Genomic DNA, 15,166 nt, shown 5'->3' on the forward strand with positions numbered 1-15,166 from the left:
GTTGCGAGCAATCCGAACAGAAGACCGGGATAACCGAATCGAGAGCCAATCATGTTGGTACACAAATCTTGGGTGTCGGGTGAATTCGGGGCGTTGCGATGAGCGCGCCGGTGATGGGGGTACTGCCGACTGCGCCGCAATTGTTGTGCGCATTCCAGGGCAGGCGTTTTCAAGATCGAGAATTGTTGCGGTCGGCGCACGCACTGGCTGAACTGCACGAACGGCGGGCACAGGTGCGCGATGCCGCACTGATCGCCGAAATCGATTGCCGTCGCAGCGAACTCGTCGACGACATCAACGACTGGATCGTCCAGGAGATCCCACTGCACCGTAACGGCGCGTCACTGCACACCGAGAGCCTCGGTGCGGTGGTCGACCGGATGGCGCGCAGCTGGGTCGACGCGAACCAGGCCATCGATCTCGACGGCGCGCGCAGCGACAGCACGCACAAGCACTGGTATCACCTCGCCGAACTCGTCGACGGCTACACCGACCTGGTCACCGATGTGGCAGGCGGACGGCGGCGGCTGCCCGAGCAGTAATCGGGCTACTCGTGCTCGGGTGACAGCCTCGCCTCGAAGGCGACGCGGTCACCCCGGTACAGCGAGCGCACCCGTTCGATGGGTGCGCCGTCGGCATCGACGCTGCGTCGATGCAACAGCAACATCGGCAATGCCGTTGTGCATTCGAGCAGGCCCGCTTCTCTGGGCGCTGCCAGAACGGTTTCGATGCGTTCCCGCGCACCGGCGAGTTCGACGCCGGTCGCGCGGATCGCGGTGTACAGCGACGTGGTCGGGTCGTAGCTGCCACGCAGGCCGGCGAAGCGATGCAGTGGCAGGTAGGTGCTCTCCAGTCCGATGCGTTCACCGTCGGCGAGCAGGACCCGTTCCAGGTGCATCACCGTCGCGCCCGGCTCCAGTTCCAGGTCGGCCGCGGTCTCCGCGTCGGCGGCGACGTCCTCCCAGCCGACCAGGATGCGACCGGGGGTGCGGCCGAGACTGATCGCGCCCTCGGTGTAGGAGCGCAGCGACAGCGGCTGGGTCAGCTTGGGGCGCGAGACCACCGTGCCGCGCCCTCGGCGCCGAATCCTGCCCTCCACCAGCAGTTCTCGCAGTGCCTGGCGCACCGTCTCGCGGGCGACGCCGAAGCGGGTGGCGAGGTCGCGTTCGGACGGCACCGGGTCGCCTTCGTCGAGATCGGCCAGGATGGCGTCGATCTCGGTGCGAACCAGGAACACCTTCGGAACGCGCGTCGTGTGCGGTGCATCCATGCCCGCCAGCGTACTCGATTGGTCTATACCAAAAATTAACGTGCCGTTCTCGTGGCCAACACCTATCGGTCTAGACCATTTGCCACCATCATCGGCATGCGATTGGTCATCATCGGTGGAGGGATACTCGGCACCGCACACGCCTGGGCGGCGATCGCCCGTGGCCACGAGGTCGTCCAGCTCGAACGCGAACGCGAGGCCCGGGGTGCGACGGTCCGCAACTTCGGCCTGGTCTGGGTGTCCGGCCGGGCCGCGGGGGAGCTGGAGCTGACCCTGCGCTCGCGCGAGCTGTGGGAGGAGATCGGCGGCCGGGTGGCCGGCGTCGGCTTCCGCCCGGCGGGGTCGATCACGCTGGTGCGCACGCCCGCCGAACTCGCCGTCGCCGAGGCGGCGGCCGCGGGCCCCACCGCGCAGGCGCGCGGCTTCACCCTGCTCGACCCCGCCGGGGTGCGCGCGCTCAACCCGGCGCTGCGCGGCAAATACCTTGCCGGACTGCACTGTTCGACCGACGCGGCGGTGGAATCGCGCCAGGCGCTGCCCGCGCTGCGCGCCCACATGGCGGGCAGCGGCCGCTACACCTTCTTCGAGGGCACCGAGGCCCGCTCGGTGCTCGACACCGGGTCCGGCGCCGTCGTCGTCGACGATCACGGCCGTCGCCACGAGACCGACCTGGTCGTGCACTGCCCCGGTGCCGCCCATTCCGGGCTCACCCGCGAACTCGCCGGCGAGCTGCCGGTGCGCCGGGTGCGCTTGCAGATGATGCAGACCGCGCCACTGGACGAACCGCTCACCACCGCGATCGCCGACGGCGACAGTTTCCGCTACTACCCGGGATTCGCCGGCGCGCAGGTGGATTCACTCGCGCTGGAACAGTCGCAGACCGCCACCGCCGCCGAGCACAAGATGCAGCTGCTGTGCGTGCAGCGCCTGCACGGCGGCCTGACCATCGGCGACACCCACGAATACACCGAGCCGTTCGCCTTCGACGTCGACGAGGCGCCCTACGACCACCTCACCGAGGTCACCGAGGAACTGCTCGGCCGCAAGCTGCCGCGCGTCGTGCGCCGCTGGGCGGGCGTCTACAGCCAGAGCGTCGACCCCGACGCCATCGTCACCCGGGTGCGGGCCGACACCAACGTCTGGGTCGTCACCGGCCCCGGTGGCCGCGGCATGACCCTGGGCCCCGCCATCGGCGAACAGACCGCCGACCAGATCGGACTGTGAGGACAACCATGCCGGACACCACCATTCAGCTCGCCGTCCTCGACATGGCGGGCACCACCGTCGCCGACGGCGGCCTGGTGCTGCGCGCCTTCGAGGCCGCCGCCACCGCCGCCGGGATCGAGCCGGAAGGCCCGCGTCGCGAGCAGGCCCGCCGCTATGTCGTCGACACCATGGGCCAGTCCAAGATCGAGGTCTTCCGGGCACTGCTCGGCGACGAGGCCGCCGCCCAGGCCGCCAACCTCGCCTTCGAGGCCGCCTACGACGCCCTGGTCGACGAGGCCGACATCGCGCCGATTCCCGGTGCGGTCGAGGCGATCACCGCGTTGCGCGCAGCGGGCGTGCGGGTCGCCCTGACCACCGGGTTCAGCCGGGGCACCCAGGACAAGCTGCTGGCCGCCCTCGGCTGGGCCGAGCTGGCCGACCTCACCCTGGCGCCCTCGGACGCGGGCCGTGGCCGCCCGTACCCGGACATGGTCCTCACCGCGGCCCTGCGCCTCGGCGTCGACGCGGTCGACCGGATCGCCGTGCTCGGTGACACCACCAGCGACGTCGCGACCGGCCTCGCCGCGGGCGCGGGCATCGTCGCGGGCACCCTCACCGGCGCGCACAGCGCCGACCAGCTGCGCGCCGCGGGCGCCACCCACGTCATCGCCTCGGTCGCCGAGTTCCCCGCGCTGGTGCTCGCCCCCTGACTCCACCGCGGCAGCCGTCGCGGTGTGACCGAAAAATCCACCGTCCCTGCGATTCCCCTCGACAACGAGACGAAAGTTGCTGTAATCGTGCGTACTTCCCTCACCGCGCGCCGCCTGTCCAAGGTCGCGCTGCTGCTGGCCGGCGTCACCGCCGTCGCGTTCACCGCGGCCTGCGGCGGCACCGGCACCGAATCCACGGACGGCAAGACCGTCACCGTCTACTCCGCCGACGGTGTCGGCGGCTGGTACAAGAACCGGTTCGCGGAATTCACCGCGCAGACCGGTATCGCGGTCAACCTGGTCGAGGCCGGTTCCGGCGAAGTGGTGAACCGCGTGGACAAGGAACAGTCCAACCCGCAGGCCGACGTGGTCGTCACCCTGCCGCCGTTCATCCAGAAGGCGAAGCAGTCCGGGCTGCTGCAGCCCAGCGGCATCGACACCGCCGCGATCCCGGCCGCCGACAAGGACGCCGAGGGCACCTACGTGACCCTGGCCAACAACTACCTGTGCTTCATCGCCAATCCCTCGGTCGACGCCTCCGCGCTGACCTGGGAGGACCTGCTGAAGCCGGAGTTCAAGGGCAAGCTGCAGTACTCCACCCCCGGCCAGGCCGGTGACGGCACGGCGGTGCTGGTGCTGCTGCAGCAGCTGCGCGGCAAGCAGGCCGCGCTGGACTACCTGGCCGCGTTGCAGGCCAACAATGTCGGCCCGTCCTCCTCGACCGGCAAGCTGCAGGCCAAGGTCGACAAGGGCGAGCTGCTGATCGCCAACGGTGACGTGCAGATGAACCTGACCACGGTGCAGGAGAAGGGCTCCAAGTTCACCGTCTTCTTCCCCGCCACCGCGGGCAAGCGTTCCACCGTCTCGGTGCCGTACATGATGGGCCTGGCCAAGGGCGCGCCGCACAAGGACGACGCCACGAAGCTGATGAGCTTCCTGCTCGCCACCGACGCGCAGAGCAAGCTCGGCCCGGAGGCCTTCGCGGTGTCCCCGCGCACCGATGTGCAGGCCCCCGCCGAGGGCGGCCCGGCCGCCACGCTGCGTGGTGTCGACGTGGTCGCGGTCGACTGGAACAAGGTCCTCACCGAGCTGGACGCCGACGTCGCGGCGTACCAGAAGGCAACCGGCAGCTGAATCCGGCTGTGCTGTAAGGGAGTAGACGATGTCCGACGGTGACCTCAGCATGAAGTCCGCTACCGCCGCCCGCACCGGGACGGCCACGACGAACGAGCCGGCGATCGTGTTCGACCGGGTCGGGGTCAGCTACGGCAGGGGCCGCAAGGCCGCGGTCGCGCTGTCCGATTTCACCCTGCGCGTCGCCGTCGGCGAGACCGTCGCGCTCCTCGGCCCGAGTGGGTCGGGCAAGTCGACCGCGCTCAAGGCGCTGGCCGGTTTCGTCCGGCCCACCTCGGGCGCGGTCCGGCTGGCCGGGCGCGACGTCACCGATCTCTCGCCCGCCGCGCGCGGGATCGGTGTCGTCGTCCAGTCCTACGCGCTGTTCCCGCACATGAGCGTGCACGGCAATGTCGCCTTCGGGCTGAAATCGCATCGGGTGCCGCGCGCCGAGATCGGTGCGCGGGTCACCGAGGCGCTGGAGATGGTCGGCATGGCGGGCTTCGCCCAGCGGCTGCCACGGGAGCTGTCCGGTGGCCAGCAGCAGCGGGTGGCGATCGCCCGCGCGCTGGCCATCCGGCCCGCGGTCCTGCTGCTCGACGAGCCGCTGGCCGCGCTCGACGCGCAACTGCGCCAGGCGATGCTGGGCGAACTGCAGGATCTGCGCAAGGCGCTGCCCGACACCGCGATGCTGTACGTCACCCATGATCAGGCCGAGGCGCTGGCGCTGGCCGACCGGATCGCGGTGATGCGCGACTCCCGGCTGGTCGACATCGACACCGCCGAGAACCTCTGGCAGCGGCCGCCCACCGACTTCACCGCCGCCTTCCTCGGCGGCGCGAACCTGGTGCCGTGCACCGTCAATCACGTCACCGGCACGGCGGCGCTGGTCACCGCGGGCACCGCGACCCTGCGCGCGCAGGCGCCCCAGCCCGGTGTCGGGCTGGCCGACTGGGCGCCGGACGACTCCGCGCTGCTGTGTATCCGGCCGCACACGATCACTCTCGGCAAGACCGGCGAACGCGATGCCCTGCGCGCCACCGTGCTGACCTCGGTGTGGCGTGGTGCCTCGACCCGGGTCGAGCTGGCGGTCGACGGGCTGCCCGGGGACCTCGCTGTCGATGTGCCAGGGCATTTCACCACCGAGGTCGGTGCGGTCGTCGGCGTGCGGCTGCCCGACCCGGCCGGGGTGCTCATTCCGAACGCGGTCGACGGTGGTCGCCGCCGCGGAGCCACCGGCGCCGGCGTGCGCCGGGAGGAGGACGCGTCGTGATCGACATCAGCAGCGCCCGAGAAGTATCAGGCGAACTCGGCGGACCGACCAGGCTCCGGTGTGGTGGTCGGGGGGCGGTGAGCGGTGCACGCCGCGCCGATGTCCCGTGGCCGGTGCGGCGGGGGTCACGATGAGTGCGCCCGTCGTCGAATCGCCGACCCCTGCTCCCGCTCCCAAAGTTGTTGTCCCCCGCCCATCATGGGCGCCGATCCTGTGGACACTGCCGCCGGTGCTGGTCGTGCTCGGCATCGCCGGCTACCCGATCCTGCGGGTGCTCACCGAATCGACGCAGACCCCGACCGGGCGCGGCACCGACGTGTGGACCTCGGTGCTCGGTTCGGAGTCGTTCCGGGAAGCCCTGTGGCGCACCGTGTCCATCGCCGTGTGCGCGACCGCGGGCTGCCTGGTCCTCGGGACGTTCCTGGCGATCGTGCTCGCGTTCGTTCCGTTTCCCGGGGCGGGGGTGGTCGGCAGGCTCATCGACACGATCCTGACGCTGCCGTCGTTCCTGATCACCCTCGCGTTCACCTTCCTCTACGGCACGGCGGGCGCGGTGAACGCGCTGCTGGCCGAGCTGACCGGCGCGACGCAGCCGGTCGTCGATTTCCTCACCACCCCGCTCGGCGTGATCCTGGCCGAGATCACCTACTTCACCCCGTTCGTGGTGCGGCCGGTGCTGGCCGCGTTCGCGCAGCTGCCGCGTGAGCAGCTCGACGTGGCCGCGAGTCTGGGCGCCTCGCCGTGGCGGGTGCTGCGGCAGGTGGTGCTGCCCGAGGCGTGGCCCGCGCTGGCGGCGGGCGGCAGCCTCGTGCTGCTGCTGACGCTCAACGAGTTCGGCATCGTGCTGTTCACCGGCGCGAAGGGCGTGATCACGCTGCCCGCGTTGATCTACACCCGCGGCATCGTCACCTTCGACCTGCCCGGCGCCGCCGTACTGGCCTCGGTGCAGGTGCTGCTCTCGCTCACCCTGTACCTGACCTACCGGCTCGTCTTCGCCCGGTTCACCGCCCGCCCGAAGGGGGATTGATCGTGCTCGTCTGGACTCCCCGGGGAAAGGCCCTGGTGCTCGGCGTGTTCGGGCTGGTGGTGGCGGTGGTCTTCGTCGCCCCGATCGCCACCGTGGTCGCCGCCGCGCTGGCGGGCAGCTGGACCGGCCCACTGCCCTCGGACCTCGGTGTCACCAATCTCGGCAACGCGCTCAGCGGTGAGCAGGCGGCGAGCCTGTCGGTGAGCCTGCAGACCGCCCTGCTGGCGGGCGCGCTCTCGCTGGTCCTCGGCACCTGGGCGGCGCTGGCCTCGCGGGCGGCGCCCACCTGGTTGCGCCGGGTGACCGACGCGGTGTTCCACCTGCCTGTCGCGGTACCCTCGGTCGCCGTCGGCCTCGGCGTGCTCATCGCCTTCAACGAGCGCCCGCTGCTGCTCGGCGGCACCAAGTGGATCGTGATCGTGGCGCACACGGTGCTGGTCCTGGCCTACGCGTTCAGCGCGGTGTCGGCCGCGCTGGACCGGCTCGACCCGGCGTACCGGCAGGCCGCCGAATCCCTCGGCGCCGGTCCCGTGCGCGTGCTGTGCCAGATCACCCTGCCGCTGCTGCTGCCCGCCCTCGGCGCGGCGGCCGGCCTGGCCATCGCCCTGTCCATGGGTGAGCTGGGCGCGACGATCATGGTCTACCCAGCCACCTGGAAGACGCTGCCCGTCAGCATCTTCGCCCAGACCGACCGCGGCGAGGTGTTCGACGCCGCGGCCGGGACCACGGTCCTGGTGGTGGTCACGCTGGTGGTGCTGGTCGTCCTCGGCCGGGTGCGGGGACGCGCCGCGCTGCGCTGATCGGACGGTCCGACACCTTGGCGGCCGGTCGGGGTTCGACCCGGCGCGGCGTTCACAGGAGAGCGGCGGCGTCGACGGCGGTGAGGCCGCCGTCGACGCGCAGGTCGTGGCCGTTGACGTAGGCGGCATCGACGGAGGCGAGGAACGCGACCGCAGCGGCGACATCGTCGGAGGTGCCGACGCGACCGGCGGGGGACAGGCCCGCGACACCAGCCTGGGCGGCGTCGGAGAGTTCGGCGCGGAAGGCCGGGGTGTCGATGTAGCCGGGGCTCACCGAGTTCACCCGGATGCGGCGCGGTGCCAATTCGGCGGCGAGCGTGCGGGTGAGGTTGTGGACGGCGGCCTTGCTCGCCGAGTACAGCGCCGTGCCGGGGACCCCGCGGTGCAGGCCGAACGAGGCGTTGATGACGATCGCCGCGTGCGCGGGCAACAGCGGCAGGGTCTTCTGGATGGTGAAGAACGCAGCCTTGACGTTGGCGGCGATCACCTCGTCGAACAGCGCGCCGGTCACCTGATCGATCGGCTGGAACGAGCCGATGCCCGCATTGGCGAAGACCACGTCGAGGCGGCCGAAGCGGTCGGTCAGCGTCGCGGCGAGGGTGTCCAGGTCGTCGAGATCGGTGACATCACCCGCGATCCCGTGCGCCCCCGTCCCGAGCTCGGCCACCGCCGCGTCCAGCCGGGCCTTGTCGCGCCCGGTCACCACGACCTCGGCCCCTTCGGCGAGCAGCCGGTGCGCGGTCGCCAGACCCATGCCGCTGGTGCCGCCGGTGATCAGCACTGTCTTGCCGTCGAATCGAGAACTGTTGTGCGTCATGGATTCAGCGTGGACCTCCCGGTACCGCAGAGACAGTGCGTAGTTGTCCGGGGTGTGACACCACCAGGCTGCCGACCTCATCGCCTCGGCATTCCGCATATCGCGTGCGTCTGCAGGGTAGTCGCTGTCCGTCGCCCCACCCGCCGCTGATTTCGGGATACCGCGCACAGCGGCGTCCTGCGATTTCGATACCTCCGGTTCCGAGGTGACCGCCGTCGCGGATCAGGCGGATGCGGTCAACCGCAGGCGCGGCAGGTGGGCGAGACGGTCGACGGTGTCGGTGCCCGGCTTCGGGTTGTAGAGCACGACAGACCAATTCGGCTGATCGGCGACGGTCAGCGTGGTCGCGTCGAAGTACAGCTCGCCGACCTCGGGATGCCGCAGAGCATTGACCGCCTGGACCGGGACGTCCACCTCATGCCGCTCCCACAGCCGCGCGAAGTCGGGTTCAGCGGCGGCCAGTTCCCGTGCCACCCGCTGGAATTCGTCATCATGCGGGGCGAGCGCCGCATCCGCGCGATACGCCGCGACAACCCCCGGCGCCGCCGCCTCCCACAGCACGGGCAGCTCGCGATACCGCGGACTGGTGAAGAACGTGACCAGGCAATTGTGCGGTTCCCCGTCATCACACCCGAACACCCGCCCAGCCACCACATTGAACGCCAGAATGTTCCAGTACCGATCCCGCACCACCGCGGGCCCCCGCTCCCACCCATCGAGCAACTGCCGGATCTCCACGGTCACCTCGGTCCCCGCCGCAGCACGCGGCGGCGGCGGATTGAGCCCGGCGAGCAAATACAGATGCCCCCGCTCAGGTTCGCTCAGCAGCAGCACCTTCGCCACCGCATCGAGCACGTCCCCCGACACCGTGATGTCACGCCCTTGCTCGAGCCACGTGTACCAAGACACCCCCACCCCCGCCAACATCGCGACCTCTTCACGCCGCAACCCCGGAGTCCGCCGACGACCCGCCGCGGGCAGACCGACGTCCGCCGGCCCGACCCGCTCCCGCCGCGACCGCAGGAAATCACGGAGTTGCTCACGACGGTGGACGGACGCAGCACTGGCCATCCCTCCACGCTAACCGCGCCGCCGGAAGTCCGGCGACCTGGTGCGGCGGAGGCGAGATCGCCCGGCGCTGCAATCGCCAAGGCCATGGAGGCCGCCACGCCCGGCAGTCACACCCACCACACCACTTTCGTGGACAACAACGGCGAGAACACTCACTACCCACGCCCCGAACGTGACTCGAGCCACGGAATCAATTGGTAGCCAACGCAGCTGATCCACGACGCCGGAAGGAGTGATAGCCGCACGTCCATGATGTGATACTAGGATGTTTGGGCGTGGTTTTGGTTGCGATTCATAGAACATATGCGGGTGAATCTAGATGCGCACGCCAAACGCGCCCAAGAGCTGGCCCTGACACTCGGGGTACGTTCTCCTCGCGTAAAGCGAGGGAAGCTGTCGGAAAGTCTTTTGCCCGAGGGTATTTGGACACGAACTGCGGTCTACCGCCCGTACATCGCCATCACCCCGGCATTCGGCAACCTGACTACGGCTGAGCAGGACAGCGAGTTGGCGCAGGCTGTCGTACTAGCTGACTTGATCGAATCCGGCACGCCGAAGCTGCTGTGCATCGCGTCGATCGGAAGTGTCGCCTCGATAGCCCTGGCAGGCTTTGTCACGACTGCGTTGGATGTCCCTGCGCGGCTGTGGGCTGAAGTCGCCATCACACTGTTCGTAGGTCTCTACCTCGGCATGTATCTGGTGCATATGCTGTCTTGGACGCGACGAATGTTCTACCAGGCTGACCGGAGAATTGCCGAGGTTCTGGGGGCTCCGGCGGTGACTACGAGTGTGCAAGTGTCCCGCCGGATGCGCTACAAACGGCGCGGACTGTTCGGGCTGTGGATCGGCCTCTCGATGCCTAACGAGGGCCGCAGACTCGACGCAATAGCGGACCTGGCCCCGGTCTCGTAGCTAACCGCACGGTTGTCTGGGGGGCGAGGCGATCCCGCGCGACCGCCGGCATGCAGCATCAGTCGAGGTCGGCCAGGCACCTCCGACATAGCCCGCATCGATCGACAGCGACGCCAGCGTGAACAGGGCGGTCCCGATCTAGCTACCGGATTCCCAAGTCCGATGCAAGCGGTCGAGCAGTTCGTCGGGCAGCGGCTGGATGCACCACCGGGCGGTCATGCCGCGCTCGTAGTAGCAGCCCAGGTCGAGATCACCTCCGCTGGTGAGCGGTTCGACACTGGGCCGACGAGCCTGGTGGTGGTGATCTCGGTGATGGCCAGGGCAGGGGCGGGTCAATTTCGTGCACATTCAGTAGAGCAACCCAGATGCATGACTATGCACCATCCACACAATCATGGCGTAGCGCCCGAGTAAGAGATCACCGAGGAGGCAGCTCCCTCAGGAGCCGGATTACGTCCTCGATCTCGTCTATGGCTCCCCGGGCCTGCCCTGGACTTATGATGGCATGCTTGCCGTGAACGATCAGATTCCTATACCTTCGTAACCGGTCGATTTGCTGCACTATCGGTGTGCCCAGGGCTCCGATGACCTCAGGATCGTGCATAATCTGAACGAATGGCCGCCGGGCCAGGTCGGGGGCAGTGAAACCGCGAACGAATGATTCCAGCTCCGACCATCTCATGACGAACCGGCCGACCAGGGTGATGAAATTAGCCGGGTCACCTTCGAAATCGGAATGAGTCGCATGACTGTCTGCGAGAGAAGAGGAGTCACGATCTCTCAGCGCAAGCATAGTCTCGTATCGCTTGCTGTCCGCCGCGAGGGTCGCGTCGATAATCTGTTCCGACAGCGAGCGTGACTCAAGGTTGCCGTGTAGAGATTCCACAAAAGGCTCAAGCTTCGCAGGGTTGTCGATCTCGATTCTCGTCAAGTATTCGAATAATTCATCGACTCGGCCGAGCCCATCCTTACCCACTGATCGGTCGTTGGTCTGCTGAAACTGGGCAATGAGATGCGCAGCGAGCTCGTAGTGGTTCCGAAACGGTCGCCCTTTCTGTGAGATTCGTCGGTCTGCGGCTTTCTGCAAGCGCTCAAGGGCAATTTCGCCGGAATGAACCAAACCATTGAGCTGGTCGATCAACGCACGTTCGTCATCGGAGGCTGAGTCGCCCTCACGGAGCGGCTTGTATACGAGGTCGTGTTCGACCTCCGACCATGCGTGCATCAGTACCGACGCCACTTGGATCTCGATGCGGGCAATCGCGTAGCGTGCTTGGGCCGCAGGCAGTTGATCGTCGTTCATTCTGACCCGGTAATGACTTGCTGTATATCCCGGAAAACGCTTTCTGTACGTGGATGCGTCGTTGCTCCGCTCACTGGCAACCGCTTTGCTGTGTCCCGCATCGTCGGTCGACTTTTCACCGTCTTCGCTTCCAGGGATGTCTTTTCTGGGTTCAAGCGGTGTAAACAGTCTGTTGATCGCCCTGTCGACTTCGTCGCGCTCCCCGGGAAAGTAGAGCGCAACCCGTACACCCGCCAAATCGACGATGTCCTCCACGATCTCATCGACAGAACCGTAGGGTGATTCGATATGGCGCTGCCGACACTTTCGCTCCAACCGGTCTACTGCCTTCGGTCGGTGAGTGACAATCGCGCGGATACCGGTCGCGTCCAAATCTGCCTTGAGCATGCCCGCGGCGATGCGTGAACTCATCTCATAGAAGTCGTATTCTCTGACATATCGGCTGACGAACTCCTCGATAACGTCCACCGCAAACCCTCCACCATGTCGCTCAACTGTGTCAGCATAGGACTGGGCGATCGCAACAACCCCGTACCTCAGGCCAATCATTATGCAGCACAACAGGGTAGACATGCCGATAGCGGCGATAACCTCCGGAATCTTGTATGTTGGCCCACCGTCGACCTGCCCGAGTGGGGTCGATCGCCCTCTCCGGGCGTCGCCTGGAGGTGTCGCACTGTCGGCGCCCGCGACTCAAGGAATGACAGCCGCTGTCCACAGATCTCCACCGTCCCGGGCAGTGAGTGTGCAACCGACTTGTCACGGTGGCGAGCAAGGCCGACTCTGCACTCCTAGGGCCTGGGGCAGCCCGTGCACTGCGGTGGCACTCACTGCTGTCGGCCGATGTCTCCGCCCCGACCGGCACCAGCGCGCGACACGCCACACGATCACCAACGTAAGAGTTGAGATTACCGCGCTAACTGAGCCAGATCCAGTGAGCAATAATGCCGCTGCTGGTATTCGCCACCTGGTAGCCCAGAGGGGAATTCGGTGGAGGGACGGCAGGTTGGAGTCCTAGGATGGCCCGATGTCCGCCGTGCCGGTCTCGCCCACGCCCAAGCCGTACGGCTCGGCCAAGGATCTGCCCAGTTACCGTGAGCTGTCGCAGCAGATCAAGGTGTTGGGGTCGATCACCCGTTTTGCTATGCGTGCCCAGCGCAAGCAGATCCTGGCGATCCGCCACGATCTGGACCGCTTGGTCACGGTGGTCGATGAGTTCTATGACCGTCTCGGCGTGCGACAGTGGATCTTCCACGACCTGCTCAATGTCGCGGAGCTGGAAACGATCCTGGCCCAGACTGCGACCGCCGAGGCTGCTGAACAGCGACTGATCGAGCTTTACCGCGACCGCGACACCCTCTCCTTGTGGATTCTGCGGTTGAACGCCCACCACGGCCTGAAGGTGCGCCGCCGTCAGATCCAGCGTGCCTTCCAGCACTACTTCGCTGATGAGTTTGACAGTGCCACCTTGCAATTGATCGCGGTCATGGATGGCTTTGTCAACGACTTTCAGCCTGCGGCGCGTCGAGGTCTGGCCGCACGTGAGCCGGCGGAGATGGCGGCGTGGGACTCGGTGGTCGGCCACCACCTCGGGCTCACCCACGCGATGAAAGCATTTCGCAAGACGTTCAGGAAGCGTGTCGACGAGGAGGTCTTCGAGGTCCATCGTCACGGTATGGTGCACGGCTCGATCGTCAACTTCGACAACGTCGTTGTCGCGACCAAGGCGTGGTGCATGCTGTTCGCAGTCGCGGATTGGGCCCGCGCCACGACCAAGGCCGCCGCACCCGCGCTACCGGAACCGAGTTGGGGCACGCTCTGGCCGCAGATCCTGCAGCACTACGCCCAGCTACGGTTCCGTGACGAGTTCGTGCCTTCGCAGCTGCTGCCCGGCGATCCCGGTTTCGACGACCAGGACATTGTGGTGAGGGCGACAGCTTTCCTAGAAGCTTGGCAACACCAGCGCTGGGGTCTGGTCGCTGGGTTCGCACCGCTCCCGGCGGCCGGTCAAGCCAAGCGATCAGCGGTGCAGGCTAAGGCTATGCTGGAACACCAGGAACTGGGCACGTTCACGATCTCGCGAGTCTGTTTCGATGTCGCCTGCGCCGCGCAAATTCATGCCCAGGCCGAGTTGGACGGCATCCCTGGCGAGATCATTTTTCGCATGGTGTCCTACAGACGGGCTGGCGGGCTCGGTATCCCCGGCGAGCCTGAGGTCGACTGGCTGCTGGCTACCTGGACGGCGCCCAGGCTCGTCAATTCCGGCCTTGCCGAATAGCGCGCCCTGCAAGGGCAGATCCATACCGACTATGGTGGGGAGCGATGTGGTTGAGACCGATCCGCGGACGGAAGGGGCGACATCATTGTCTCGCTCCGGTGTGCGGCCTTGGGAGTATGTAGGCAACATTCCCGCCGCCAGCATCGCGACCTGTTCGCGCCGCAGTCCCGGCATTCGCCGTCAGCCCGCCGCGGGCAGGCCGACGTCCGTGGGTCCGAGCTGTTCCCGCAGCCCGCGCAGGAAGTCGCGGAGCTGCTCACGGCGGTTGACGGACGCTGCACTGGCCATCCCCTACGCTAACCACGCCGCCACGGTCACGGCGACCAGCGGCGGCCCGGAACCTTCCCGTCATCGACACCTTTGTCCGACTGGTCGGCAGGTGGCAAGCCTGCGTACTGGATGTCAGGTCTGGCAGACCCAACGGGCGACGACCGCATCGCCGCCCAATGACGCGAGTGCCATGCCTTCCGTTGATGTCCGGTTTGTTGCCCGCGCCCACGACCACTGACCGCTGGATGTGTGCGCAGCGGCTATACACCAGCCGCTGGAGGCGTCGACATAGGCGAAGCAGTCGGACTCACCGCATTCCTCGACCGCCGTCGCTTCGGCACCGGCCTGCGAATCGAAGTCCGCTGCGTAGCCGTGGTGTCCGGTGGATGGCGAAATGGCGATAGATGCCCACCGGTCCGCCGATGCACCGGCCGGAGCAGCCGTGATCGCCATGCCGGCGCCCGCAGCGGCGATGACGGCCGAATGAACGATCAGGGCGAACTTGTACCGCATGACGAGCTCCTCGATGTTCTTCGCTTCGCGTGTCCTGACCGTATGGTCCAACACCAGAGAATCTATCGGGCGGTGCCTATCGAGTCCCAACGAAATCCTTTTAACCACAGATCATTTGGCTATCGGAACAGTGTGGCGGCGGGCCGCGCGGCCAGCGGCCCGGCTCGCCGCCAGGTGGAATGGCCTGACTATTCGGTGTCGCGGCTGGTGAAGTCGAAGGAGTCGCCGTCGATGCCCCAGGAGATGATGCGTTCGGGGTGGATGCGGAGGATCACGCGTTCCTGGTGTGGGAACGGGGGCTCCTCGTCGGCGAGGGTTTCCGCCTTGCCGCGGACCTCGATGCCGCGAATTACGTAGGGCTCCAGGGAAACCTGTTGGTCGATGACGAACGACACGCGGCTGCCCGCCTCGACATTGCGGTACTTGCGACTGGTGCGCATCCGCATGCCGCCGATGTCGATGGTGCCGTCGGGGTTCAGTCGGTAGTTGGTCGGGTTGTTCTGCACGACGCCGTCGGGGGACACCGTGGCGAGTCGGCCGATCCCGGCCTCGGCGAGGAACTGCTGTTCATTGGTGGTGAAGGACATGTCGGTGACTCCTCGG

General features: G+C 67.3%; 15 protein-coding genes. 9 read left to right on the forward strand and 6 right to left on the reverse strand.

Annotation, left to right across the window (positions count from 1 at the left end):
• Positions 1-182 precede the first annotated feature (182 nt).
• Positions 183-542 (forward strand): DUF4254 domain-containing protein, encoded by a 360-nt coding sequence (locus ACFVW6_RS20360; protein WP_019048160.1) that lies wholly within the window; start codon positions 183-185, stop codon positions 540-542.
• A 5-nt stretch (positions 543-547) separates the two neighbouring features.
• Here the strand turns inward: ACFVW6_RS20360 and ACFVW6_RS20365 are convergent, their stop codons facing one another.
• The gene (locus ACFVW6_RS20365; protein WP_378833108.1) at positions 548-1,270 is read right to left on the reverse strand and encodes a GntR family transcriptional regulator; all 723 of its coding nucleotides are present in this window, start codon (positions 1,268-1,270) and stop codon (positions 548-550) included.
• 96 nt (positions 1,271-1,366) lie between these two features.
• Between ACFVW6_RS20365 and ACFVW6_RS20370 the strand changes: the two genes are divergently transcribed.
• From ACFVW6_RS20370 to ACFVW6_RS20395, 6 genes are all read left to right on the forward strand, one after another.
• Complete coding sequence (locus tag ACFVW6_RS20370) at positions 1,367-2,494, forward strand: TIGR03364 family FAD-dependent oxidoreductase (RefSeq protein ID WP_357344442.1); 1,128 nt, start codon at positions 1,367-1,369, stop codon at positions 2,492-2,494.
• An 8-nt stretch (positions 2,495-2,502) separates the two neighbouring features.
• Positions 2,503-3,186 (forward strand): phosphonatase-like hydrolase, encoded by a 684-nt coding sequence (locus ACFVW6_RS20375; protein WP_378833104.1) that lies wholly within the window; start codon positions 2,503-2,505, stop codon positions 3,184-3,186.
• 87 nt (positions 3,187-3,273) lie between these two features.
• On the forward strand, positions 3,274-4,320 hold the full coding sequence (locus ACFVW6_RS20380) for a 2-aminoethylphosphonate ABC transporter substrate-binding protein (protein ID WP_378833102.1): 1,047 nt from the start codon (positions 3,274-3,276) through the stop codon (positions 4,318-4,320).
• Between the two features lie 28 nt (positions 4,321-4,348).
• Entirely contained in the window at positions 4,349-5,572 is a 1,224-nt protein-coding gene (locus ACFVW6_RS20385) for an ABC transporter ATP-binding protein (protein ID WP_378833099.1), read from the forward strand.
• Positions 5,573-5,702: 130 nt separating this feature from the next.
• On the forward strand, positions 5,703-6,599 hold the full coding sequence (locus tag ACFVW6_RS20390; protein WP_378833097.1) for a 2-aminoethylphosphonate ABC transporter permease subunit: 897 nt from the start codon (positions 5,703-5,705) through the stop codon (positions 6,597-6,599).
• A 2-nt stretch (positions 6,600-6,601) separates the two neighbouring features.
• The gene (locus tag ACFVW6_RS20395; RefSeq protein WP_378833095.1) at positions 6,602-7,399 is read left to right on the forward strand and encodes an ABC transporter permease; all 798 of its coding nucleotides are present in this window, start codon (positions 6,602-6,604) and stop codon (positions 7,397-7,399) included.
• A 52-nt stretch (positions 7,400-7,451) separates the two neighbouring features.
• On the opposite strand, the gene ACFVW6_RS20400 is transcribed toward ACFVW6_RS20395, so the two are convergent.
• Complete coding sequence (locus tag ACFVW6_RS20400; RefSeq protein ID WP_378833092.1) at positions 7,452-8,216, reverse strand: glucose 1-dehydrogenase; 765 nt, start codon at positions 8,214-8,216, stop codon at positions 7,452-7,454.
• 222 nt (positions 8,217-8,438) lie between these two features.
• The gene (locus ACFVW6_RS20405; RefSeq protein WP_378833090.1) at positions 8,439-9,287 is read right to left on the reverse strand and encodes a helix-turn-helix transcriptional regulator; all 849 of its coding nucleotides are present in this window, start codon (positions 9,285-9,287) and stop codon (positions 8,439-8,441) included.
• 309 nt (positions 9,288-9,596) lie between these two features.
• Between ACFVW6_RS20405 and ACFVW6_RS20410 the strand changes: the two genes are divergently transcribed.
• Positions 9,597-10,199 carry a hypothetical protein gene (locus ACFVW6_RS20410; RefSeq protein ID WP_378833087.1) on the forward strand — a complete coding sequence of 201 codons (603 nt, stop codon included), beginning with the start codon at positions 9,597-9,599 and terminating at the stop codon, positions 10,197-10,199.
• A gap of 418 nt (positions 10,200-10,617) precedes the next feature.
• Here ACFVW6_RS20410 and ACFVW6_RS20415 read toward each other — a convergent pair whose 3' ends face one another.
• Positions 10,618-11,970 carry a hypothetical protein gene (locus ACFVW6_RS20415; RefSeq protein WP_378833085.1) on the reverse strand — a complete coding sequence of 451 codons (1,353 nt, stop codon included), beginning with the start codon at positions 11,968-11,970 and terminating at the stop codon, positions 10,618-10,620.
• 559 nt (positions 11,971-12,529) lie between these two features.
• Here ACFVW6_RS20415 and ACFVW6_RS20420 point away from each other — a divergent pair.
• Positions 12,530-13,780, forward strand: coding sequence for a hypothetical protein (locus tag ACFVW6_RS20420; RefSeq protein ID WP_378833082.1), 1,251 nt, complete (start codon positions 12,530-12,532; stop codon positions 13,778-13,780).
• 402 nt (positions 13,781-14,182) lie between these two features.
• On the opposite strand, the gene ACFVW6_RS20425 is transcribed toward ACFVW6_RS20420, so the two are convergent.
• Both ACFVW6_RS20425 and ACFVW6_RS20430 read right to left on the reverse strand, forming a co-directional pair.
• Positions 14,183-14,563: a DUF4189 domain-containing protein gene (locus tag ACFVW6_RS20425; protein WP_378833080.1), complete on the reverse strand. Its 381-nt coding sequence runs from the start codon at positions 14,561-14,563 to the stop codon at positions 14,183-14,185.
• A 188-nt stretch (positions 14,564-14,751) separates the two neighbouring features.
• Positions 14,752-15,150: a PPOX class F420-dependent oxidoreductase gene (locus tag ACFVW6_RS20430; protein ID WP_378833078.1), complete on the reverse strand. Its 399-nt coding sequence runs from the start codon at positions 15,148-15,150 to the stop codon at positions 14,752-14,754.
• Positions 15,151-15,166: the final 16 nt, after the last annotated feature.

The sequence above is a fragment of the Nocardia sp. NPDC058244 genome, assembly GCF_042882065.1.
In the GTDB taxonomy this organism is placed as follows: domain Bacteria; phylum Actinomycetota; class Actinomycetes; order Mycobacteriales; family Mycobacteriaceae; genus Nocardia.

Excerpts from the sequence above, each read along its gene's own strand:
- ACFVW6_RS20365 (WP_378833108.1), bottom strand. The coding sequence starts at position 1,270 with ATGGATGCACCGCACACGACGCGCGTTCCGAAGGTGTTCCTGGTTCGC.
- ACFVW6_RS20370 (WP_357344442.1), top strand. The coding sequence starts at position 1,367 with ATGCGATTGGTCATCATCGGTGGAGGGATACTCGGCACCGCACACGCC.
- ACFVW6_RS20375 (WP_378833104.1), top strand. The coding sequence starts at position 2,503 with ATGCCGGACACCACCATTCAGCTCGCCGTCCTCGACATGGCGGGCACC.
- ACFVW6_RS20385 (WP_378833099.1), top strand. The coding sequence starts at position 4,349 with ATGTCCGACGGTGACCTCAGCATGAAGTCCGCTACCGCCGCCCGCACC.
- ACFVW6_RS20390 (WP_378833097.1), top strand. The coding sequence starts at position 5,703 with ATGAGTGCGCCCGTCGTCGAATCGCCGACCCCTGCTCCCGCTCCCAAA.
- ACFVW6_RS20400 (WP_378833092.1), bottom strand. The coding sequence starts at position 8,216 with ATGACGCACAACAGTTCTCGATTCGACGGCAAGACAGTGCTGATCACC.
- ACFVW6_RS20405 (WP_378833090.1), bottom strand. The coding sequence starts at position 9,287 with ATGGCCAGTGCTGCGTCCGTCCACCGTCGTGAGCAACTCCGTGATTTC.
- ACFVW6_RS20420 (WP_378833082.1), top strand. The coding sequence starts at position 12,530 with ATGTCCGCCGTGCCGGTCTCGCCCACGCCCAAGCCGTACGGCTCGGCC.
- ACFVW6_RS20425 (WP_378833080.1), bottom strand. The coding sequence starts at position 14,563 with ATGCGGTACAAGTTCGCCCTGATCGTTCATTCGGCCGTCATCGCCGCT.
- ACFVW6_RS20430 (WP_378833078.1), bottom strand. The coding sequence starts at position 15,150 with ATGTCCTTCACCACCAATGAACAGCAGTTCCTCGCCGAGGCCGGGATC.